This is a genomic window from Streptomyces sp. SBT349 (assembly GCF_001083795.1).
Taxonomy (GTDB): domain Bacteria; phylum Actinomycetota; class Actinomycetes; order Streptomycetales; family Streptomycetaceae; genus Streptomyces.
Window position 1 is genome coordinate 1 of the sequence record NZ_LAVK01000140.1, and the last position, 18065, is coordinate 18065.

The 18065-nt window shown below is 72.1% G+C and carries 14 protein-coding genes; all 14 read right to left on the minus strand.

Going from position 1 to position 18065, the window contains the following annotated elements:
- Positions 1–81: 81 nt before the first annotated feature.
- The 14 genes from ADY01_RS18455 to ADY01_RS18520 all read right to left on the minus strand — a co-directional run bounded on the left by ADY01_RS18455 (position 82) and on the right by ADY01_RS18520 (position 17939).
- Positions 82–1356: a GNAT family N-acetyltransferase gene (locus ADY01_RS18455; RefSeq protein WP_063784274.1), complete on the minus strand. Its 1275-nt coding sequence runs from the start codon at positions 1354–1356 to the stop codon at positions 82–84.
- Positions 1357–1425: 69 nt separating this feature from the next.
- On the minus strand, positions 1426–2751 hold the full coding sequence (mgtE, locus tag ADY01_RS18460) for a magnesium transporter (protein ID WP_049574376.1): 1326 nt from the start codon (positions 2749–2751) through the stop codon (positions 1426–1428).
- A gap of 274 nt (positions 2752–3025) precedes the next feature.
- Entirely contained in the window at positions 3026–4309 is a 1284-nt protein-coding gene (locus ADY01_RS18465; RefSeq protein WP_049574379.1) for a thymidine phosphorylase, read from the minus strand.
- Positions 4310–4354: 45 nt separating this feature from the next.
- Positions 4355–4765, minus strand: coding sequence for a cytidine deaminase (locus ADY01_RS18470; RefSeq protein ID WP_049574382.1), 411 nt, complete (start codon positions 4763–4765; stop codon positions 4355–4357).
- Positions 4762–6063 (minus strand): ABC transporter permease, encoded by a 1302-nt coding sequence (locus ADY01_RS18475; protein ID WP_078900397.1) that lies wholly within the window; start codon positions 6061–6063, stop codon positions 4762–4764. The genes ADY01_RS18470 and ADY01_RS18475 overlap by 4 nt, the downstream gene beginning before the upstream one ends.
- Positions 6060–7178, minus strand: a complete 1119-nt coding sequence (locus tag ADY01_RS18480; RefSeq protein ID WP_049574386.1) for an ABC transporter permease — start codon at positions 7176–7178, stop codon at positions 6060–6062. The genes ADY01_RS18475 and ADY01_RS18480 overlap by 4 nt, the downstream gene beginning before the upstream one ends.
- Positions 7171–8751, minus strand: a complete 1581-nt coding sequence (locus ADY01_RS18485) for an ABC transporter ATP-binding protein (RefSeq protein ID WP_049574389.1) — start codon at positions 8749–8751, stop codon at positions 7171–7173. The genes ADY01_RS18480 and ADY01_RS18485 overlap by 8 nt, the downstream gene beginning before the upstream one ends.
- Positions 8752–8873: 122 nt before the next feature.
- The gene (locus ADY01_RS18490; protein ID WP_049574393.1) at positions 8874–9917 is read right to left on the minus strand and encodes a BMP family lipoprotein; all 1044 of its coding nucleotides are present in this window, start codon (positions 9915–9917) and stop codon (positions 8874–8876) included.
- 135 nt (positions 9918–10052) lie between these two features.
- A complete protein-coding gene (locus ADY01_RS18495; RefSeq protein WP_049574396.1) occupies positions 10053–11258 on the minus strand; it encodes an amidohydrolase in 1206 nt (401 codons plus the stop codon).
- Between the two features lie 199 nt (positions 11259–11457).
- A complete protein-coding gene (locus ADY01_RS18500) occupies positions 11458–12507 on the minus strand; it encodes a hypothetical protein (RefSeq protein ID WP_049574399.1) in 1050 nt (349 codons plus the stop codon).
- Between the two features lie 54 nt (positions 12508–12561).
- Positions 12562–13482, minus strand: coding sequence for an N-acetylneuraminate synthase family protein (locus tag ADY01_RS18505; RefSeq protein ID WP_049574402.1), 921 nt, complete (start codon positions 13480–13482; stop codon positions 12562–12564).
- Entirely contained in the window at positions 13479–14684 is a 1206-nt protein-coding gene (locus tag ADY01_RS18510) for an acylneuraminate cytidylyltransferase (protein WP_049574404.1), read from the minus strand. Before ADY01_RS18510 ends, ADY01_RS18505 begins: the two co-directional genes overlap by 4 nt.
- Positions 14685–14784: 100 nt before the next feature.
- Positions 14785–16143 carry a DUF6716 putative glycosyltransferase gene (locus ADY01_RS18515; RefSeq protein ID WP_049574408.1) on the minus strand — a complete coding sequence of 453 codons (1359 nt, stop codon included), beginning with the start codon at positions 16141–16143 and terminating at the stop codon, positions 14785–14787.
- 194 nt (positions 16144–16337) lie between these two features.
- Positions 16338–17939 carry an acyl-CoA mutase large subunit family protein gene (locus tag ADY01_RS18520; protein WP_049574414.1) on the minus strand — a complete coding sequence of 534 codons (1602 nt, stop codon included), beginning with the start codon at positions 17937–17939 and terminating at the stop codon, positions 16338–16340.
- Positions 17940–18065 lie beyond the last annotated feature (126 nt).

Below are 18065 nucleotides of genomic sequence, written 5' to 3' on the forward strand. Positions count from 1 at the left end.
ACCCCGGTCAAAACACCGCGCCCAAGCCCCGCGCAGCGGACCCCACCACCCCCTCGGGCCAGGCACCGCGCAGCGGACCGCTCAGAACGTGTCCGGGCACCAGGGGGCGAAGGAGGTGCGGAGTTGCAGGCCGGCACGGGTGGCGGCGCCGGGGTGGAGTTCGCTGACGCGGCCCGCCGCGGCCAGGTGGGGGACGGTGACGCCGCCGAGGTAGACCGAGCTGAGCGCGCCCGCGTCCAGGGCGAGACCGGGCTCGTCGTCGGTGCGGGCGAGGACGCCCGTGCCGTCGGGCGCCGTCTCCAGGGCCCAGCGGCCCGCCACGTAGCCCAGCGGGTCGGCCACCTCGAACACGGACCGCCCCGGCACCTCGTAGCCGCGGGCGGCGAACGCCCGTGGCGCGTCCAGGATCCGGAGCCAGTGGTCGGCGGCCGTGTTCCGCAGTGGCAGCGCGGCGCGGGGGTTGACCAGCAGCAGCGGCAGCGGGTCGTCGGGCGCGATGTGCGGCACGATCACGCGCCCCGCCCAGTCGATCTCCAGCACGTGCCGCCACAGCGCCGCGGCGGCCACCGCGTCCATGGCGAGATGGTCGGTCACGGTGATCGTGGCGTGCGGGTCGCCGTCGACGAAGGTGCCCTCGGAGCGGTAGGTCAGCAGGCCCGCGACGCGGCCCGCCGGGTCCCGGTACACGACGGCCAGCGGCTGCCTGAACGGCACGGTCGGAGAGCTGATCTCGCCCGTCGCCAGCCCCCAGAAGACCGGCGACCTGCTGATCGCTCCCGGCTGCGTCACCCGGAAGCGGTCGTGCAGTTCGGGGCCGATCTTGGCCAGGTCCGCCATGGAGATCAGGTCGATCCGCGCCCCCGCGGGCAGCTCGCCCACGCCGGGCCGGAGTCCGCCGGACCGCGCCACCTCGATCGCCCAGCCGACGAACGCGAGGGCCGGTCCGAAGCCGAACCGGCCGTAGATGCCGTACTCCGCCGCGTTCAGCATGGCGAAGACGTCCCCGCGCTCCCTGGCGCGTTCGAGGTCGAGACGCATCATGCGCCGCAGCAGGCCCCGGCGGCGGTGCGTGGTGGCGACGGTGACGCCCGCGACGCCGTCGACCGGCAGCGTGGCGCCGCCCGGCACCGTGAGCTCGAACTCCAGGCTGTGGAACGTGCCGACGCACCTGCCGCCGTCCCAGGCTCCGAGCATGCGCTCCGGCTCGGCCCTGGTCCTCCACCACTCGGCGGTGTCCTCGGGGCTCGGCGCGGGCGACAGAAAGCCGTTGGCCAGGGCCCGGTGCCACTCCGCCGCGTCGCCGTCGGACGCGACCCGGACCTCGATGTCCGCCGCCGATGCGGCCGTTGTCGTCATGAGCCGCACCGTAGGACGTGACGACCGCGGAAGGCTACTCCCTTTTCGCGGAGACGGTCCGGGAGCGGCTCAGACGCCCAGGATCAGCTTGGCGGCCGTGAAGTAGATCACCAGTCCGGTCGCGTCCACGAGGGTGGTGACCATCGGGGCCGAGACCACCGCCGGGTCGATCCGCAGCTTCTTCGCCAGCAGCGGCATCGTGCCGCCGACCGTCGAGGCCCAGGCACAGATCACGACCAGCGTGACCGCGACCACCAGGGCCACGTCCCAGCCGACGAAGAACGAGCCGACGAACAGCCCGACCACCGACAGCATGAAGCCGAGCAGCAGCCCCGTTCGGCACTCGCGCCAGATCACCTTGAGCAGGTCGGAGGTGCGGACCTCGCCGACGGCCAGCGCCCGGACCGCGGCGGTCGCGGCCTGCGCGCCGGAGTTGCCGCCGGTGCCGATCAGCAACGGAACGAAAAGGGCGAGCTCCGTCACCTCGTTGAGCTCGTTCTCGAAGAGCTGGGTGACGGAAACGGTCAGCGTGGCGGCCACCATGAGCAGCATCAGCCAGATCACGCGGGTCCGCGAGAGCCGGAAGACGCTCGCCGACATGTAGTGCCGCTCCAGCGGCTCGGCCCCCGACTGCCGCGCGACGTCCTCGGTGTCCGCGGCCTCGATGACCTCGAACGCGTCGTCGCTGGTGAGGAGTCCGACCAGCCGGTCCTCGCTGTCCACCACGGGCAGGTCGAGGACATTGGTCTCACGCATCAGCCGCGCCGCGTCCTCGGCGGGGTCGGTGGCCCTGGCCATGGGCGGCTCGGTGACCACCAGGTCGGCGACCGAGGCGTCCGGCTCGGACAGCACCAGCTCGCGGAGTTCGACGATGCCCCTCAGCCGCCGGCCCCGGTCGACCACCGGCAGCGTGTAGATGGTCTCCGCCCGCCCGCCGCGCAGCCGCACCACCTCCAGCGCCCGCCGGACCGTCAGGTCCTCCTGGAGCGCGACGGTCTCGGGGGTCATGTAGCGGCCGACGGAGCCCTCGGGGTAGCCGAGCAGCGCGGCCGTCATCTGCCGCTCGTGGGCGCTCAGGCCGGCGAGGACGCGCTGGGCGACCTTGGCCGGGGCCTCCTTGAGCATGCGGGCCCGGTCGTCCGGGTCCATGTTCTCGACGAGGTCGCGGAACGCCTGGTCGCGCAGGCCCTCCAGGATCTCCTGCTGGTCGACCGGGTCCAGCTCCTCGAAGACTTCGAGGGCCCGGTCCTTGTCCAGCAGCCGGAAGGTGATGACGGACTCCACGGCGTCCATCCGGGCGATCTCGTCGGCGATGGTGTAGGGCGGCTGTGTCTCCAGCCACTCCAGCGCCCCGGCGAGGTCGTGGTCTTCCAGCAGGGCAGGCAGGTGGGTCATGACGGGAGAACCCCCAGGGAAGCGGTGGCGGTCACGGGCATCCGGAGTGCGCGCGCACGCCTGCCGCCGCAGGGGGAACGGCTACCTGGGCGGGACGGCGTGGCGCGGGGGATGACTGGGAGGTTCACTGCGCATCGCAGCTTCACCTCCCACCGTGCCGGTCCGCCACAACCGCTCATCAGAGTACAAGGCATCGTCCCCGATCAGCGCAAAAATTCCGACATTATGGACGGCCACCCTGCGGGTCTCCGCTGAACGTTCGGGGACGGGAACGTTACGCGATGCGGTCGAGGACCGTGGGGCGGTCCCCGGCCCCCGGCTCCCCCGCCTCGCCGACGCGGACGGCATCACCGTCGAGCGCCGCGAGCGCGGACGCGAACCGCTCGGGGGTGTCGGTGTGCAGCGTCAGCAGCGGCTCGCCCGCGCGGACCCGCTCGCCCGGCTTGGCGTGCAGCGTGACGCCCGCGCCCGCCTGCACCGGGTCCTCCTTGCGGGCGCGTCCGGCCCCGAGGCGCCAGGCGGCCACGCCCACCGCGTACGCGTCGAGCCCGGTCAGCACCCCGGAGGCGGGCGCGTTCACCGTGTGCCGCTCCCTCGCCCGGGGCAGCGGCGCGTCCGGGTCGCCGCCCTGGGCGGCGATCATGCGGCGCCACCGGTCCATCGCCGAGCCGTCCGCCAGCGCGCGGGCCGGGTCGGCGTCCGGCAGCCCGGCGGCGTCCAGCATCTCGCGGGCCAGCGCGAGGGTCAGCTCCACCACGTCCCGGGGGCCCCCGCCGGCCAGCACCTCGACCGACTCACCGACCTCCAGCGCGTTGCCCGCCGTCCGGCCCAGCGGCGTGGACATGTCCGTCAGCAGCGCGACGGTCCGCACCCCGTGGTCGCCGCCGATCTCCACCATGGTGGCGGCCAGTTCGCGGGCGTCGGCCTCCGTCTTCATGAACGCGCCCGAGCCGACCTTCACGTCGAGCACCAGCGCGCCCGTGCCCTCGGCGATCTTCTTGGACATGATCGAGGAGGCGATCAGCGGGATGGACTCGACCGTGCCCGTCACGTCGCGCAGCGCGTACAGCTTCCGGTCCGCCGGGGCCAGGCCCTCGCCCGCCGCGCACACCACGGCGCCGGTCTCCCGCAGCACCCGCGTCAGCTCGTCGCCGGGCAGCTCGGCCCGCCACCCGGGGATGGCCTCCAGCTTGTCCAGGGTGCCGCCGGTGTGCCCGAGCCCCCGCCCCGACAGCTGGGGAACGGCCGCGCCGCAGGCCGCCACCAGCGGGGCGAGCGGCAGCGTGATCTTGTCGCCGACGCCGCCCGTGGAGTGCTTGTCGACGGTCGGCAGCGGCAGCGCGGAGAAGTCCATCCGCTCCCCCGAGGCGATCATGGCCGCCGTCCAGCGGGCGATCTCGGCGCGGTCCATGCCGTTGAGCAGGATCGCCATGGCCAGCGCGGACATCTGCTCGTCCGCGACCTCGCCCCGGGTGTAGGCGGCGATGACCCAGTCGATCTGCTCGGGCGTCAGGGCGAAACCGTCGCGCTTGGCCCGGATGATGGTGATGGCGTCCATGTGCTCACTGTCCTGCTGTCCTTGGGGACCCGCGGCGCGGGTGCGTCACTGTTCGAGGTGCCACGCCTGGGGCAGCAGCTGCCCCAGGGGCACGAGGCCCTCGGGCGTCTCCACGACGAGGGCCGGGCCGCCGTGCTCCATCAGCAGCTGCCGGCACCGCCCGCACGGGGTGATGGCCCGGCCCTTCGCGTCGCAGCAGGTGAAGTGCGTCAGCCGCCCGCCGCCGGTGGCGTGCAGCGCGGAGACCAGGCCGCACTCGGCGCACAGGCCGAGGCCGTAGGAGGCGTTCTCCACGTTGCAGCCGGTCACCGTGCGGCCGTCGTCGACCAGGGCGGCGCAGCCCACGGGGTAGTGCGAGTAGGGGGCGTAGGCCCGGGACATCGCGTCCCTGGCCGCGGCGCGCAGCGCCTCCCAGTCGACGCCCCCGGTCCCCCCGGCGCTCGCGCCACCCGTCATGTGGACTGTCCTCTCCGGTACGGTTTGCCGATCGCCTTGGGCACCCGTAGTCGTTGGGCGAAGAGCGTCAGGACCAGCAGCGTCGTCAAGTAGGGGCTGGCGGTGACCAGTTCGAGCGGGAGCGAGTCGGTCGTGGCGTACCAGACCCACATCAGCACGCCCAGCACGGCCACCAGCGCCGCCTGTGCCCGCTTGCCACGGTAGAACTGCCAGACCGCGAGGACGAGCAGGCCCAGCGCGAACAGCAGCAGCGTGGCGTGCACCACCGGGCGGTCGCGGGTTTGGAGGACGTCCATGAAGCCGAAGAGGCCCGCGCCGGTGGCGACGCCGCCGGGGCGCCAGTTGCCGAAGATCATGGTGGCCAGGCCGAGGTAGCCGCGCCCGCCGGTCTGGCCGTCCTGGTACATCCGGATCAGCACGGCGAGGTAGGCGCCGCCGAGTCCGGCGAGGCTGCCGGAGATGGCCAGGGCCAGGTACTTGTAGAGGTAGACGTTGACGCCGAGCGACTCGGTGGCCTGCGGGTTCTCGCCGCAGGAGCGCAGCCGCAGCCCGAACGACGTCCTCCACAGCACCAGATAGGTGCCGACGAAGATCACCACGGTCAGCAGGGTCAGCCAGGACACCTCGTGCACCGCGGCGCGCAGGATGCCCGCCAGGTCGGAGACGAGGAACCAGTTCCGCTCGTCCAGGTCGCCCAGCCAGTCGCCGAGCCCCGGCACGGTGAACGGGTCCATCCGGTCCATCTGCGGCGACTGCTTGTCGTTGCCGCCCCTGGCCACGGACTCGCTGCCCTCGGCGGCGAACCAGAGCTTGGCGAGGTACTGGACGACGCCCAGGGCGAGGATGTTGATGGCGACGCCGGAGACGATGTGGTCGACGCCGAAGGTCACGGTGGCCAGCGCGTGGAGCAGGCCGCCCAGCGCCCCGCCGACGACGCCCGCCAGCACCGCGGCCCAGGGGCCGTGCTGCCAGCCGATCCAGCCGGCCGCGAACAGGCCGAGCATCATCATGCCTTCGAGGCCGATGTTGATCACACCGGCCCGCTCGGCCCACAGGCCGCCGAGCCCCGCGAGGCCGATCGGCACCGCGAAGCCCATCGCGGCGCCCCACTGGTCGGCCGAGGTCAGGCTCTGCTGGTCGGTGACGGCCCGCACCAGGGAGAGCAGCACCAGCGCGCCGGCCAGCAGGAGCAGGACGACCGGGTAGCTGAGCTTCCGGCGCGGCGCCCGGGGCTCCGCGCGGCGCGGGCGCACCTTCTCCACCAGCCTCTCGGCCACGGTGGACTTGGGGGTGGTCACGCGGGCACCTCCGCCGTGTCGTCGTGTCCGCGGGACTGGGCCGCGAGCTGCTCACCGACCTGGCGCTGCTGGCGCCTGATGCCCCAGCGGCGGACCAGCTCGTAGGCGACGACGACGGAGAGCACGATGATGCCCTGCATCACGCCGACGATCTCCTGGTCGTAGCCCTCGAACTCCAGCTGGGTGCCCGTCCGTTCCAGGAAGCCCCACAGCAGCGCGGCCAGGCCCATGCCGACCGCGTGGTTGCGGCCCAGCAGGGCGATCGCGATGCCGGTGAAGCCGAGGCCCTCGGGGAAGTCGTTGCCGTAGTTGCCCGACTCGTTGAGCAGGGTGGGCATGCCGACCAGTCCGGCGACCGCGCCGGAGAGCAGCATCGCCGTGACCACGGTCCGCTTGACGCTGACGCCGCTGGCCTCGGCCGCCGCCTCGGAGCGCCCCACCGCCCGCAGGTCGAAGCCGAAGCGGGTGCGGCCCAGCACGAACCAGTAGGCGATGCCGACCGCGACGGCGACGAGGATCGTGCCGTGCACCGGGTTGGGGTTGGTCGCGAACTCGAAGAACCAGCTGGAGTCCGGGATGTCCTCCGTGTGGATGATGTTCTCTTCGCGCTCGGCGAGCCGGCCCTCCTGGAGGAAGTACGCGATGAGGGAGCCGCCGATGAAGTTCAGCATGATCGTCGTGATGACCTCGCTCACCCCGCGGGTGGCCTTGAGGTATCCGGCGATGCCGGCCCAAATCGCGCCGCACGCCATGGCGGTCAGCAGGATGACGGGGATCTGCACCACGCCCGGCAGGCTGAGCGCCCCGCCGACGACCGCGGCGAAGAACGCGGCCACCCGGTACTGGCCGTCCACGCCGATGTTGAACAGGTTCATCCGGAAGCCGATGGCGACGGCCGCCGCGGCCAGGTAGTACGGGATCGCCTTGTTGATGATCCAGACCTGGCTGTCGCTCTTGGAGCCGTAGTCCAGCATCACGGAGAACGCGCGGAACGGGTTGTCGCCGGTCAGGCCCATCACCGCGGAGGTGATCGCCATCGCGGTGACGATGGCCAGCAGGGGCGCGGCGACGGCGAGGACCAGCTTCTCGCGGTCGATGCGCGGCGGGCTACTCACCGTCTTTCCCCTCGTGTCGGAGGTGGCCGGTGGCGGTGCCGGTCATCGCGGTGCCCAGCTCCTCGGGGGTGATGGTGGCGGGGTCGGCGTCCGCGACGAGCCGCCCGCGGTACATCACGCGCAGGCTGTCGGAAAGCCCTATCAGCTCGTCCAGGTCGGCCGAGATCAGCAGCACGGCGAGCCCCTCGTGCCTGGCCTGCCGGATCTGGTCCCAGATCTGCGCCTGGGCGCCGACGTCCACGCCGCGGGTCGGGTGGGCGGCGATCAGCACCTTCGGCCGGTGGCTCATCTCGCGGCCGACGATCAGCTTCTGCTGGTTGCCGCCGGAGAGCGAGCCGATCGTGACCTCGATGCCGGGGGTGCGCACGTCGTACTCCTCGACGATGCGCCGGGTGTCCTGCCGGGCCGCCTTGGCCGTCAGCCAGGGGCCGCGGCTGTTGGGCGGCTCGGTGACGTGCCCGAGCATCCGGTTCTCCCAGAGCGGCGCTTCGAGCAGCAGCCCGTGCCGGTGCCGGTCCTCGGGGATGTACCCGATGCCGCCCTCACGCCGTGCGCGGGTGGGGGCGTTCGAGATGTCGGCGCCTTCGAGGCCGATCCGGCCGCCGTCCGGCTGCCTGATGCCCATGATCGCCTCGACCAGCTCCGCCTGGCCGTTGCCCTCGACCCCGGCGATGCCCAGGACCTCGCCCCGGTGGATCGTGAGGTCGATGTCGGCCAGCACCTCGCGGGGCAGGCCGTCGGCGTCGCGCCCCGACAGGCGCAGGCCCTCGACGGTGAGCACCGGCACATCGGTGACGGTGGACTCGCGGGTCTCCGGGGTCGGCAGCTCGCTGCCCACCATCAGCTCGGCCAGCCGCTTGGACGTGGTCCCGGCCGGGACGACGGTGGAGATCGTGGTGCCGCGCCGGATGACGGTGATGGCGTCGGCGACGGTCAGCACCTCGCCGAGCTTGTGCGAGATGAACAGCACGGTCAGGCCCTCGGAGGTGAGCTCCCGCAGGTTCCCGAAGAGGGCGTCGACCTCCTGGGGAACGAGGACCGCGGTCGGCTCGTCCAGGATCAGGGTGGTGGCGCCGCGGTAGAGGACCTTGAGGATCTCCACGCGCTGGCGGTCGGCGACGCCGATCTCCTCGACCAGCAGGTCGGGGCGGACGCCGAGGCCGTAGGTGTCGGACAGCTCCGCCATCCGCGCGCGGGCGCGCGCGCCGATGCCGTGCAGCTTCTCCGCGCCCAGGACGACGTTCTCCAGGACGGTGAGGTTGTCGGCGAGCATGAAGTGCTGGTGCACCATGCCGATGCCGCGGGCGATCGCGTCGGCGGGGCTGCGGAGGACGACCTGCTTGCCGGCGATGGTGATGGTGCCCTCGTCCGGCTTCTGCATGCCGTAGAGGATCTTCATCAGCGTGGACTTGCCCGCGCCGTTCTCGCCGACGATGGCGTGAACGGTGCCGCGTCCCACGGTGATGTCGATGTCGTGGTTGGCGAGGACGCCCGGGAAGCGTTTGGTGATCCCGCGCAGCTCGACGGCGGGGACGATGTCCTCGGCGGGCGGTTTGCTGGGTGCTGGGATCACGCACTCTCCTCGGGAACGTCAACGAGCGCGGGCGGGAACCGGATGGCCGGAACCGTACCGCGAAGTCCCGCCCGGGGCGCGGCGGGTCGCGGGTGCGACGGCCGGGCCCCGGGCGGGAGAGATCACTGCGGGGTGTCCCTGACGGTGACTTCGCCATCGGCGATGCGCTGCGTCGCCTCTTCGAGCTGCGGCGCGAGGTCGTCGATGAAGCCGCCCGAGGTGGCGAGCGAGACGCCGCCCTCGGCCAGCGTGTACTCGTGGTGGCCGGTCAGCGGCTCCTCGTTGACCACGCTCTCGATGAGGTCGTAGACGGCGACGTCCACGCCCTTGACCACGGAGGTGAGGATCGAGTTCTGGTACTCGGCGAGACCCGGCTGCTGGTACTGGTCGGAGTCCACGCCGATCGCCCAGGCGCCCTCGACGCCCGCGATCTGCTCGATCGAGCCCTGCCCCGAGGAGCCGGCCGCGGTGTAGATGACGTCCACGTCACGGCCGAGCATGCCGTCCGCCTGCTCGGCGGCGCGGGCCGGGTCGTTGAAGCCGCGGTCGTCGTCGCGGTACAGGTAGTTCACGTCGACGGTGATCTCGGGGTCGGTCTCCTCGACACCCTGCACGAAGCCCGCCTCGAACTTCTGGATCAGCGGGTTCTCGACGCCGCCGATGAAGCCGACCGAGCCGGTCTGGGTGGTCAGGGCGGCGGCGACGCCGGCGAGGTAGGAGCCCTCGTGCTCGGCGAAGGTCATGCCGTAGGTGTTGTCGCCCTCGGGCACGGAGTCCACCACGCCGAAGGTGGTGTCGGGGAAGTCGGCGGCGACCTCGGTGATCGCGTTCCCGTAGAGGTAGCCCACGCCGATCACCGGGTTGTACCCCTCCTGGGCGAGGGAGGTGAGGCGCTGCACGCGGTCGGCGTCGGTCTCGCCGTTGCGCGCCGTCTGGTAGTCGATGCTGACCCCGAGCTCCTCCTCGGCGCGGTCACCGCCGCGGGCGGCGGCCTCGTTGAACGAGTGGTCGTTGCGACCGCCGACGTCGAAGGCGATGCCGACGCCCAGCTCGCCCGACTCCTCGTTCTCGTTGGACTCCGTGGAGCTCTCACCACAGGCGCTCGCCGTGAGCGCCAGGACGGCCGAGACGGCGACCGTTGCTGCAAGCCTGGATACGCGGCGCAAGAGGACGATTCCTTCCGTCGAAAGCGCCTCTTACGGCGCTGTTGGCCGAATCGTAACGCGCGTAGACCGGCCTAGTGGCCCAGGATTCTTCCCGTTATCAGATCGGTGTGAACGCAACATGGAGGCAACACCGCATCAGCTTCTCAGCGCCGCGGTGGCGAGGAGATCGACACCGACGGTGATCGCGTGCTCGTCCACGTCGAAGTCGCCCTGGTGGATGTCGCGCGGGGCGGCGGAGGACTCGCTCGGGGAGCGGACGCCGAGGCGCGCCATGGCGCCGGGAACGTGCTGGAGGTACCAGGAGAAGTCCTCGCCCCCGAGGCTCTGCTCGGTCTCGACGACGGAGTCGGCGCCGAAGCGGGCCGCCATGGCGTCGGCGAGGACGGCGGTGGACTCCGCGTCGTTCACGACCGGGGGGACGCCGCGGATGTACTTGATCTCGGACTTGGCCCGGTAGAGCGCGGCGACCTCGTCCACCGCGGCGTGCACGAGATCCGGGGCGTCGTGCCAGGCGCCGATGTCGAGGCAGCGCATGGTGCCGGACAGCTCGGCGGTCTGCGGGATCACGTTGGCGGCGTGGCCCGTGTTCAGCCGGCCCCAGGTGATCGCCATGCCCGCGCGGGTGTCGACGCGGCGGGCGAGCAGCGCGGGCACCTCGGTGGCGACCCTGGCCGCCGCGGTGACCAGGTCGGTCGTCAGGTGCGGTCGGGCGGTGTGGCCGCCGGGCCCGGACAGGGTGACCTCGACCAGGTCGCCCGCGGAGGTGATGGCGCCGACGCGGGTGCCCAGCAGTCCGGCGTCCAGCTTGGGGTCGCAGTGCAGGGCGAGCATCCGGCCGACGCCCTCCAGGACGCCCGACTCGATGGCGTCCGCCGCGCCGCTCGCCATGATCTCCTCGGCGGGCTGGAACAGCAGCCGCACCGGCCGCGTCAGGCGGCCCTCGGCGGCCAGCCGCGCCAGCACGAGGCCGGCGCCGAGCACGACCGAGGTGTGCACGTCGTGGCCGCAGGCGTGCGCGCGGCCGGGCACCGTGGAGCGGTAGGGGACGGTCTTGGTGTCGGCGATGGGCAGCGCGTCGATGTCGGCGCGCAGGCCCAGGAGCGGCTGCCCCTCCGTCCCCGGCGGGCGCACGTCGCAGACCAGCCCGGTGCCGCTGTCGAGAACGCGGGGGGCGAGCCCGGCGAGCTCCAGGCGCTCCTTGAGTACGGCCGTCGTGCGCACTTCCTGGTTCCCCAGTTCGGGATGCATGTGGAGATCCCGGCGGAAGGCGATGAGCTCGGCCCGCAGCGCGTCGTCCATGCGTGACGTGGGACCGGACTCGGGGGACGGCAGAGCACTCATGTGACGAGGTTAGCCCTGTTTCGGGGTCAACCGCCCGCTGATCAAGCAAAGTTCATACCAGAGAAGGAGAGCGCGCCCGCATAAGGAGGCGCGCGGTTGGGTATGAGAGCCTATTTCGCCTCAACTGCGACAGGCGTGCGCCGGCGTGATCTTCGTCTCACCGCCGTGCCGTCTCACCACCGCGCCGTCCCGCCGGGGGTCACTGGCTGGTGCCGGGCCGGGACGGGAGCCCCTGGGCGCCGCGGGCCGTGCTGGTGACCTGGGAGAGGAAGCCGCTGGCGCGATCGGTGACGCGATCGGTGAACCAGGTCTCGGCGACGTCGCAGACCACGACCTCCGCCTCGGTGTCGGCCAGCACCAGCGGCAGGGTGTGGACGACCGTGGAGGGGAAGCTCAGGATCTTGGAGCCGATCGGGCCGCGCCGGGCGACCAGCTCCAGCGGGAGGTCGGGGCGGACGATCTCCACCCCCGCCTCGCGGGTGAGGCGGCGCAGCTTCTCGCCGCTCTCCTTGCGGTGCGCGAAGTACCGCGTGATGTCGTGCTCCCGCACCAGCTCGCCGACGGCCGCGATGTAGCGGTCCTCGTGGAGCACTCCGGTCTCGACCAGCGAGGTGCCGACCAGGTCGGCGCGCCCGGTGAGCCGGGGCGGCGGGAAGTGGGAACGGGCCCAGGCGAAGGTGTTGGCGGAGACGGTGACGCCGGTCATGGGCTGGACGGGCATGACCGTGAACACCTCGACGGTGCGCCCGGCGGTCGGCGAGAGCCGGCGCACGGCCCGGCGCGCGACCGGCGCGAAGAGCACCGACCGCGGGCCGCGGGCCCTCGGCCGGTGCCAGCGCACCAGCCGCTCCCCTCGGGAGAGCTGGGCCGTGAACTCCATGGTCGCGGTGCCGTCGTCCACGACGACGATGTCGCAGCGGCCGGCCATGGACAGCAGCAGTTGCAGGTAGTGCGAAAACGGGTCGCCGATCACCAGCCGCCCGGCGCGGCGCAGCGGGCCCGCCAGCGCGGCCAGGGCCCGCGAGGGGGTGACCGCGCCGCCCCTGGCCTCCCGCCACAGCACGCGGCAGCCGGAGTCGCGGGCCAGCTGCGCCATGCGGCGCAGCTGGCCCCTGCTGGTGGGGTCGTTGGGCGGAAGGATGATCACGGTGAAGGTGCCGGGGCCCGAGGCGTGCGCCCACTCCAGCGTGTTGAGCAGCTGGACCGGGCTCTCGCAGAACGCCAGCGTCTGCGCCCGTGGGTCACTCATGCGTCGCTTCCGTCCCGTCCCGTTCGTTCGCGGTGTGTGCTCGGCGTCGCGGGCTCAGACGGTGGCGGGCGCGTTGCCCTCGGCGATGACGCCCTTGACGCGGCGCAGCTTCTTCATCGGGCCGAGCTCGCTCTCGTACACCCTCTTGACGCCGTCGCCGAGGGACTCCTCGATGATCCGGATGTCCCGGACCAGGCGCTGGAGGCCCTGCGGCTCGACCGAGGCGGCCTGGTCGGAGCCCCACATCGCGCGGTCCAGGGTGATGTGGCGCTCGACGAAGGTGGCGCCGAGGGCGACGGCGGCCAGCGTGGTCTGGAGGCCGGTCTCGTGGCCCGAGTAGCCGATCGGCACGTTGGGGTACTCGGCCTGGAGGGTGTGGATCACCCGCAGGTTGAGCTCCTCGGCCTTGGCCGGGTAGGTGGAGGTGGCGTGGCAGAGCAGGATGTTCTCGCTGCCGAGCACCTCGACCGCGTGCCGGATCTGCTGGGGCGTGGACATGCCGGTGGACAGGATGACCGTCTTGCCGGTGCCGCGCAGGGCGCGGAGCAGCTCGTCGTCCGTGAGCGAGGCGGAGGCGACCTTGTGGGCCGGAACGTTGAAACGCTCCAGGAACGCGACGGCCTCGGTGTCCCACGGGGAGGCGAACCAGTGGATGCCGCGCTTGGTGCAGTACTCGTCGATCGCCCGGTACTCCTCCTCGCCGAACTCGACGCGGTGCCGGTAGTCGATGTAGGTCATCCGGCCCCAGGGGGTGTCCCGCTCGATGTCCCACTGGTCGCGCGGAGTGCAGATCTCCGGCGTCCGCTTCTGGAACTTCACGGCGTCACAGCCGGCTTCGACGGCGGCGTCGATGAGCGCGAAGGCGTTCTCGAGATCGCCGTTGTGGTTGATGCCGATCTCGCCGGTGATGTACACAGGCCGGCCGTTGCCCACGACACGGTCTCCGAAGGTACGAAGGCGGTTGCCAGGGGTCATGATGCTGTCAGTTCCTTTCCGAGGATCCACGAGGCGATCTCGCGGATCGCGCCTGCGCCACCTGGCGCGGAGGTGACCGCGCGGGCGGCGCCACGCACGATGTCGTGGGCGCTGGCGACAGCGACCGGCCAGCCGACAAGGTCGAAGCAGGGCAGGTCGTTGACGTCGTTGCCCGCGTAGAGCACGCGCTCCGGCGCGATTCCTTGTTCCTCGCACCACTGCTTGAGGGCGAGGTCCTTCCGGTCGATGCCGTGCAGCACGGGGATGCGCAGCTTGCGCGCCCGTGCGGCGACGACCGGATTCTCCTCCGTGGACAGGATCAGCAGGGGCAGTCCCGCGCGACGCAGCGCGGCGATGCCGAGTCCGTCACCGCGGTGCACGGCGACGAGCTCCCGTCCTTCGGAGTCGACGAGCACCCTGTCGTCGGTCTGGGTGCCGTCGAAGTCGAGCACCACCGCGTCGACGTCGGCGCGGGTGGGCAGGTAGTCGGGCAACGGCCAGCTGCTCAGCCCGGTGTTGCCGCCGTCGAGCAGCGGGGCGAGCGCGCGGGCGCGCGCGAGGTCGTGCGGGTCGTCGATCTCCAGGACGCGCGCCGGGTCGCAGCGCACGAGCTCGGTGCGGCCGAAGAAGCGGTGCCGTTCGGCGCGGAAGCCCTCGGCGCGCATGGCGTAGGCGGCGCCGGTCTCCAGCAGGTCCTGCGGCCGGTCCTGGCGGCGGGGGCGGTACGCCTTGTCGTGATTGACGCCGTGCCCGCCGGTGGGGGCGCCCTCGCGCCAGACGTAGCCGTGGAAGGGGGCGACGGTCAGCGCCGTGTCGGCGCCGTCGAGCACGGCGGCCGAGACGCCGTTGATCTCCTCGCGGGTGAGGAAGGGGCTCGTGCACTGGATGAGCAGGACCACGTCCACGGCGACGCCGTGCCGCTCCTCGTAGACGCCCATGGCGTGCAGGACGGCGGCCTCGCTGGTGGCGGTGTCGCCGGCGAGCTCGTCGGGGCGCTCGATGACCTCGGCGCCCGCGGCGTGCGCCGCCGCGGCGATGCCGGGGTCGTCGGTGGAGACGACGACGGAGGTGAGCAGGCGGGCGGCCCGGCACTCGCGAACCGCGCGGGTGACCAGGGGAGCGTCCCCGACCGGCGCGAGGTTCTTGCCGGGCACCCCCTTGGAGCCCCCGCGGGCGGGGATCACAGCCAGAACAGTGCTCATCGTCACGCCTTCGTTTCCTGGTCGGTTCGTTCAGTTATTGGTCCGCCCGTCGGTGACCGTTTCACGGGACCCCCACCCCATGTCAGGAATGTCGGCAATGTCACAACTGCCCCCAACGGCGGATCAGCGGGGCGACGCGCTGGACGCCCGCGCGGTAGGCGCCGCGTGCCGTGCGGCGCAGGAGGCGGCGGGAGGCGGCGCGCATGCCCGCCTGCGTCCCGCCGGTGGCCTGGTGACCCTCCTTCGGCTCGCCCTTGGCGTCGAGGCCGTGCCGGGCGAGGACGCCCGGCAGGTATCCGGGGGCGGTGCGCACCGTGTAGTAGGGGGCGAGCGGCAGCAGTCCGGCCTGGCTGCGCTGGTCGAGCAGCCCGGCGAGGCGGCCGCGGGCGGTGGCGAAGGAGTGCTCGTGCGGGGTGGCGATGCCCTGCTCGGCCAGCCACTCGGGCTCGGGCCTGGGCAGGTACCCGGCGTCGAGCTCGTCCCAGGAGGCGAAGCAGCCGGAGCCGATGAAGTAGTGGTTGCCCAGCTGCTCGCGGATGCCGAGGTCGGAGAGGACCACGGTGGGGATGTGGCGGTGCAGCGACTCCAGGGCCGCCGTCGAGCTCACGGTGACCAGCAGGTCCGTCTCGTCCAGGATCTCGCCCATGTTCCCGTAGGCGAGGCGGAAGTTGGGGGGCTGCTCCTCCTTGGCCCGCTCGGCGAGGCGCTGGTAGGGCAGCTCCTCGATGTGGGTGGTGTGCTCGCTCGGCTTGCTGCGGAGCTTGAGGATGACCTCGCGATCGGGGAACCGTCTGGCGTGCTCCATCGCGCGGTCGAGCAGGTAGGAGCGGTCCTTGCGGCTGGCGGGCACCGAGGGCTGCACCGCGAAGACGACGCGGAACGGGCGCTCGCCGCGGCGGGCGGGCTCCGGGTCGTAGGGGCGGCCGTCGAGGAACGGCAGCGCGCACTCGGTCACGGCCGCGCTGTCGGCGCGCACGCCGTCGTAGACGGCGCGGAAGCGCTTGGCGTCGTAGCGGCTGTTGGCCAGGATCAGGTCGGCGCCGTGCCGCAGCAGCAGCCCGTCGGGCAGCTTCTCGTAGACCACGCCGACATAGCCGGTGACGACGACGGGGCGCCGGTCGGCGGTGCGCCAGGCCCGCGCGAGGCCGTGCAGCATCGCCTGGATGGTGCCCCCGACGCAGGCGAGGACGAGGACGTCGAACGGCTCGCGGCCGCCGTCGTGGGCGCGTTCGCCGAGCTCGGCCAGGAAGTCGGCCGCGCTGACCTCGCTCAGCTCGTCGGCGTCCGCCCCGATCTCCTCCAGCTGACGCTCGGTCGGCGTCGCCCTTCCCCAGAGCAGATAGCCGTGGACGGTCGACTCGGGAGCGATCCGGCGCGCGGTGAGCGCGCCCCACTTCCACCGGGTGTCGGAATCCGCCAGCACTGCCACACGGAGTGGGGTGGGGGATGAAACGGGCACGGATTGAACATTAGGCAGCGGTATCGAGTGCCGGGCCAACTCAGTCACAACAAACAGTTAACAGCATGACACGCTAAAACCAACTCACCCGTCCCTGGACCCTCTTCAGCTGGGGATTAGGGGAAGTTCACAGGAATACCCCCCGGCCGTCGGACCCCGTTCATCCTCCGGGGGATGCTCATGACGAGCGGGCCTCAGAAGGACTCGGCGGGTTCGTACGCCCCCCACACGTCACGCAGGGTAGCGCACACCTCACCCACCGTGGCCCGCGCCCGGAGCGCGTCCCGCATGGGGTAGAGCACATTGTCCGTCCCATGCCCTTGCCCCGTCCCGCTCCGGGCCGCCGCCCCCAGCGCGGCCAGCGCCGCGGCCACCGCGCCGCCGTCGCGTTCGGCGCGCAGCCGCGCCAGCCGGGCCGCCTGCCGCTCCTCGATCGCCGGGTCCACGCGCAGCGGCTCGTAGGGCTCCTCCTCGTCGAGGCGGAAGCGGTTGACGCCGACCACCACCCGCTCCCCCGCCTCCGTCTCGCGGGTGACGCGGTACGCGCTGCGTTCGATCTCCGCCTTCTGGAAGCCCTGCTCGATCGCGGCGACGGCGCCGCCCCGGTCCTCCACCTGCCGCATCAGATCGAGCACGGCCGCCTCCAGGTCGTCGGTCATGGACTCGACGACGTAACTGCCGGCGAACGGGTCGACGGTCGCCGTGACATCGGTCTCATGGGCGAGCACCTGCTGGGTGCGCAGCGCCAGTCTGGCGGACCTGTCGGTGGGCAGCGCGATCGCCTCGTCGTAGGCGTTGGTGTGGAGGGACTGCGTGCCGCCCAGGACGGCGCCGAGCGCCTGGACGGCGACGCGCACCAGGTTGACCTCGGGCTGCTGGGCGGTGAGCTGCACCCCCGCGGTCTGCGTGTGGAAGCGGAGCATCAGTGACTTGGGGTCGCGCGCGCCGAACTCCTCGCGCATCACCCGCGCCCACACGCGCCGGGCCGCGCGGAACTTGGCGACCTCCTCCAGCAGCGTGGTCCTGGCGACCAGGAAGAAGGAGAGCCGGGGGGCGAAGTCGTCCACCGCCATTCCGGCGGCGACGGCCGTGCGGACATAGGCGATTGCGTCGGCCAGAGTGAACGCGATCTCCTGCGCCGGCGTCGCGCCCGCCTCCGCCATGTGATAGCCGGAGATCGAGATCGTGTTCCACTGCGGGATCTCCGCCGCGCAGTAACGGAAGATGTCGGCGACCAGGCGCAGCGAGGGCTCCGGCGGAAAGATGTAGGTGCCGCGGGCGATGTACTCCTTGAGCACGTCGTTCTGAATGGTGCCGGTCAGCTTCCCCGGGGCGATCCCCCGCTCCTCCGCGACGAGTTGGTAGAGCAGGAGCAGCGGCGCGGCGGGCGCGTTGATCGTCATGGAGGTGGAGACCCGGTCCAGGGGAATGCCGTCGAAGAGGACGCGCATGTCGTCGATCGAGTCGATCGCCACCCCGACCTTGCCGACCTCGCCGTGCGCGATCGGGGCGTCGGAGTCGTGACCCATCTGGGTGGGGAGGTCGAAGGCGACGGACAGGCCGGTGGAGCCGCTCGCGATGAGCCGCCGGTAGCGGGCGTTGGACTCGGCGGCGGTGCCGAAGCCCGCGTACTGGCGGACGGTCCAGGGACGACCGGTGTACATGGAGGGGTACACGCCCCGCGTGAACGGATACGCGCCCGGCTCGCCCAGCTTCTCGCGCGGGTCCCAGCCGTCGAGTGCGCCGGGGCCGTAGACGGGGTGGATCGGTCGCCCTGATTCGGACTCGCGCGTCATGGGAGCCTCCGCGTCCTCGTCGCGTGCCGCCGCGTGGTGCCACACGGGGTCGCGACGGACTGTAGCGAGAGGAGTGCTCGGTGGGGGAGAGGGCGCCGCCAGGGCGGGCGCCGCGCCCCCGGACGG